Annotated in this window: 2 protein-coding genes and 1 pseudogene; all 3 read left to right on the plus strand. The window is 59.5% G+C overall.

The genetic code is table 11. The features are described from left to right. On the plus strand, nt 1–2696 hold a 2696-nt coding region (locus CFR71_RS15225), incomplete at its 5' end, for an autotransporter outer membrane beta-barrel domain-containing protein (protein ID WP_116790923.1). 59 nt (nt 2697–2755) lie between these two features. Continuing rightward, nucleotides 2756–3361: an invasion associated locus B family protein gene (locus CFR71_RS15230; RefSeq protein WP_110532159.1), complete on the plus strand. Its 606-nt coding sequence runs from the start codon at nt 2756–2758 to the stop codon at nt 3359–3361. A 224-nt stretch (nt 3362–3585) separates the two neighbouring features. Continuing rightward, nucleotides 3586–4113, plus strand: a pseudogene (locus tag CFR71_RS15235) (helix-turn-helix domain-containing protein); the annotation flags it as partial.

Consider the following 4113-nt stretch of genomic DNA (forward strand, 5'->3'; position numbering starts at 1 on the left):
CGGTTTCTGGCGGGACGGAGACGCTGTCGGGTGCGAATACCTATACGGGTGTGACGACGGTGGCGTCTGGTGCAGGCCTCAGCCTGCCGGGTTCTGTTGCAGGCGCGCTGACGACTGCCGGGACGACGGATGTCAATGGCGGCACGGTTGCTGGCACGACGACGAACACGGGGACGCTGACGGCTGAAGGTGGCACGCTTGCGGCTGTTGCGAACAATGGCGGCACGGCGACGCTGAGCGATACGACGGCAGGTGCTGTGACGAATGCGTCTGGTGCGACATTCAGCGCGACGGGCGGGACACTGGCGAGTGCGGCGAACAGCGGGACGATGACGCTGGGTGCGGGCAACACCGTCTCGGGTGATGTGACCCAGACGGCCGGTTCGCTGACGCTGGACGGCAACACGGTTGACGGCACGGTTGCGGCCAATGGCGGCACGTTCGATGTGGCGTCTGCGGGTTCGACGGCGGGTTCTCTGTCGGGAACTGCCAGTGGCACGCTGGACGGCACGCTGGACCTGACCAAAGCCAGCAGCACCTATTCCGGCGGCATGTCCGGTTCTGGCGGCCTGACGGTCTCTGGCGGGACGGAGACGCTGACGGGTGCGAATACCTACACAGGAGCTACGACGATCAGTGGCGGCACGCTGCAGCTGGGTGATGGCGGGACGACAGGCAGCCTTTCCGACAGTTCTGCGATCCATGACAATGGTCAGTTGACCATTGACCATGGCAATGCGTTTGCCATGGCGCAGACGATTGATGGTACGGGCAGCCTGACCCAGGCCGGCACGGGCCGGACGACGCTGAGCGGCGTGAACACCTATAGTGGGGGCACGGCAATCACAGGCGGAACCCTGGTCGGCACGACGTCCAGCTTCGGTTCGGGTGGCATTGTGGACAATGCTGCGCTGGAAGTTTCCCAGGACACTTCGGGAACCCTGGCCAATACCCTTTCCGGGAATGGCTCCTTCACGAAGTCCGGCACGGGCACGGTTGCAATTGACGGAGACGATTCCGCCTTCACCGGGAGGACCGATATTTCGGCCGGCATGCTGGATGTTGATGGGTCCCTGGCCAACTCGGCTGTCACTGTCGATAATGGGGGCACCCTTTCCGGCACGGGCACGGTTGGAAGTACGAATGTTGCCGCTGGCGGCATTCTCTCCCCGGCTGGCAGTGGTACAATCGGTACGCTGAACGTCAATGGCACCCTGGACATGGCGACTGGTTCGATCCTGGCTGCGGACGGGAACGCGACGATGACAGGTACAAGCCTGTCGGTGGATAACCAGTCCTATCAGCAGCTGACCAGTGACCTGGTGAAGGTGTCGGGTGCGGCAGCCCTTTCAGGTGGCACGGTCGACTTCCATGTGGCTGATGGCACGGCACTGAAATATGGTGAAGCCTACACGCTGGTTTCGGCAGCAGGGGGTGTCTCGGGCAAATATACGAACCTGTCGACGAACATCGTGAATGACTACACCTTCATGTCTCCGACACTGGTCTATACGGCCAATGATGTGGACCTGCTGATGCAGCGTAACGGCACCAGCTTCTCGGAAGCGGGGAATACCCGCAACGAGCGTGAGACAGGACGGGGACTGGATGATCTCCCGGACACCAGTTCGGTCGTGAAGGCGATGGAGCAGCTGAACGGCAACAGTGCCCGCAAGGGGCTGGATGCCCTCTCGGGCGAAGTACATGCTTCAGCCCGTACGGCACTGATCCAGGACAGCTTCTTCGCCCGTCAGGCAGTGTTTGACCGGCTGGCTTCCGCTGACTGTGACGGCCCCGTGGACAGCACGATCCGTACGGCCGACCTCAAGCACCGGCGCCGGACGGATGGCCATTGCTATTCGGACCGGGCCGTGATGTGGGGTGAAGCTTTTGGCAGCCTGGGCAGCAATTCGGGGGATGGCAATGCGGCGTCGATGCATCATTCGACCGCCGGGTTCATCATGGGGGCTGATGCGCCGGTCGCCGATACATGGCGTGTCGGTGGCCTGATCAGCTATGGCCGTTCGATGTTCGATGTCGGGAGCGGGCGAGGTTCTTCGGGACACAGCAACAATGTAACTGTCGGTGGATATGCTGGCACACATTGGGGCAATCTGAACCTGCGTCTGGGTGCGACCTACACATGGGACATGATCAGCATCCGTCGCAATGTGGCGTTCCAGGGCTTCCAGAACCGCTTGAACAGCGCGTATCTGGGGGGAACGGCGCAGGGCTTTGGTGAGCTGGGCTACAAGTTCCATATGGGCAACACCACGATCGAGCCCTTTGGCAATGTTGCCTATGTGAACCTGCATACGGATGGTTTCCAGGAACATGGTGGTGCCGCGGCATTGCGTGGACAGGGCATCGATACGGGCGTGACGTTCTCGACCTTTGGTGTCCATCTGGCCTCGACGTTCCAGGCGGGCCGGTTCCTGCTGACGCCGCATGCGACGTTGGGCTATCGCCATGCCTTTGGTCTGACGATTCCCACAACACATGAACTGTTTGCGGCTGCCAACAGCGGCAACATGGACATCGCCGGCGTGCCGCTCTCAATCGATGCCGCAGTGATCGATACAGGGTTGTCAGCAAAAGTTAGCAACCGGATCGATATCGGAATATCCTATGTCGGCCAGTATGGTAACCAGTCTGTGGACAGTGGCGCCCGCGCACATTTCCGTCTGAAGTTCTGAGATTGATATCCCTCTTCCTGTGACGGGAAGGGGGAACAGAAGATAAGGTACAGTTGTTTATGAACAGGAAACTTGCAGCCCTTTCAGTGGCCGGACTTCTTTGTGTTGCGGGAGGAGCGGCCTATTTCTATAATAGCGCTTATGCGACAGTGAGTAGTCCCAAGGCTGTGGAACATAAGGACGAGGTTGCTCCAAGTCTGGCAACCTCCTCAGAACATATTCTCCCGGGCGGTGCGTCTTCGCTGAACGAGACCTATCAGGACTGGCGTGTTGTCTGTCAGCAGCAGGCCACGGGCAGCCGCTGTGCAATCGTGCTGCAGGAGTTCAATTCCAAGACACGTCAGCGCATCCTGAGTGTGGAACTGACCCCTCATGGATCCCAGATGCAGGGTGTGACGGTTCTTCCTTTTGGCGCTGCTCTTTCAAAGGGTGTTTCGCTGATAGCTGATGACAGGACGATCGGGTCCGGTCTGACATTCAGCACCTGCGTGCCAGCCGGTTGTCTCGTGCCGCTGAATCTGGATCAGAGACAGCTGGGAGATCTTGAGTCTGCCAAAAAGGTAGAGGTGAAGTTCTCAGCCGTATCCGGACAGGACATCAACATCCCCCTGTCCAACAAGGGGTTGGATAAAGCGGTGCGTAGGCTTAATACCGTAGAGAGATAAGTATTACTGCTCGTTGTAAGCAGAATTGACCCATGCCTCCACACTCCCCTGCAGCATTTGCCGGGGAGTGACCCTAACTTAAAACTGAGGGCACGTTCGGAGCAGGGGCACCGATGCGTTTAACGACTGATACCAACCATTGTTTGGCCTGACTCACGGGGTACCCATCGGTTTAAAAATGTGATTCACAGGATGCTGACCATTCTCTGAAGGAGACATTCTGGATGGGCAGCCCTCTGTCCCTGCGTGACGATCATGATAGTTCGGAGTTACGACGCCTTGCGCGCAGAAGCCGGCATGCGGGTCAGTCGCGTCGCCTGCTGGCGCTTGCGGCGATTTATGATGGCGCCTCACGCGGCGAGGCGGCCCTGCTTGCCGGGACAGACCGTCAGAGTATCCGTGACTGGGTGGTGCGTTTCAATGCGGATGGTCCGGATGGCCTTGTGGATCGTCATGGCGGGGGACAGAAAGCCCGCCTGACACAGGAGATGCTGTCTGCCTTGAAAACCCGGCTCGAAGAAGGACCCATCCCTGCGGTGCATGGTGTTGTCCGCTGGAGACTGTGTGATCTCTGCGGGTGGCTGCATGAGACCTATGGCGTCAGCCTGTCGGAAACGCGTCTGGGTCAGATCATACGCCGCGAGGGGTTCCGTCTGCTGACAGCCCGGCCACGGCACTATCGCCAGGATACAGAAGCCCAGGACATTTTTAAAAAGAGTTCCCCGGTGTCATGGCGGCGATCAGGTCCAGAC

Source organism: Novacetimonas pomaceti (assembly GCF_003207955.1).
GTDB lineage: Bacteria > Pseudomonadota > Alphaproteobacteria > Acetobacterales > Acetobacteraceae > Novacetimonas > Novacetimonas pomaceti.